Annotated in this window: 1 protein-coding gene; it reads left to right on the forward strand. The window is 70.0% G+C overall.

What is annotated here, in order from left to right; genetic code table 11:
* Positions 1–56: 56 nt before the first annotated feature.
* Positions 57–327: FAD binding domain-containing protein (locus tag EN852_RS37645; RefSeq protein WP_189546546.1), on the forward strand; the 271-nt coding region annotated here is incomplete at its 3' end.

Consider the following 327-nt stretch of genomic DNA (forward strand, 5'->3'; position numbering starts at 1 on the left):
GCGGCTTCAACGCCCTGAAGGCCCATTTCGCCGGCCAGAGCTGACGGGAGCCCGCCATGTCGCTTGCGCTGCGGAGTTTCTCGACCGTGAAAGACGCCAACGCCGCCTTGCAGGCCGCCGGCACACGCTATCTCGGCGGCGGCACGCTGGTGGTCCGCGCCGCCAATGAAGGCGATGTCTCCGTCTCCAGCCTTGTCCGCGTCACCGATCCTGGCCTCTCGCGGATCGCGGTTTCCGGCGGCGACGTCCGGCTAGGCGCCTCGGTCACCATGGCCGCTATCTTACGCCATCCGGAGCTTACCGCGCTCGCGCCGGCCGCGCGCGCTG

Origin of the sequence: Mesorhizobium sp. M2E.F.Ca.ET.209.01.1.1 (assembly GCF_004010375.2) — a bacterium.
Lineage (GTDB): Bacteria > Pseudomonadota > Alphaproteobacteria > Rhizobiales > Rhizobiaceae > Mesorhizobium.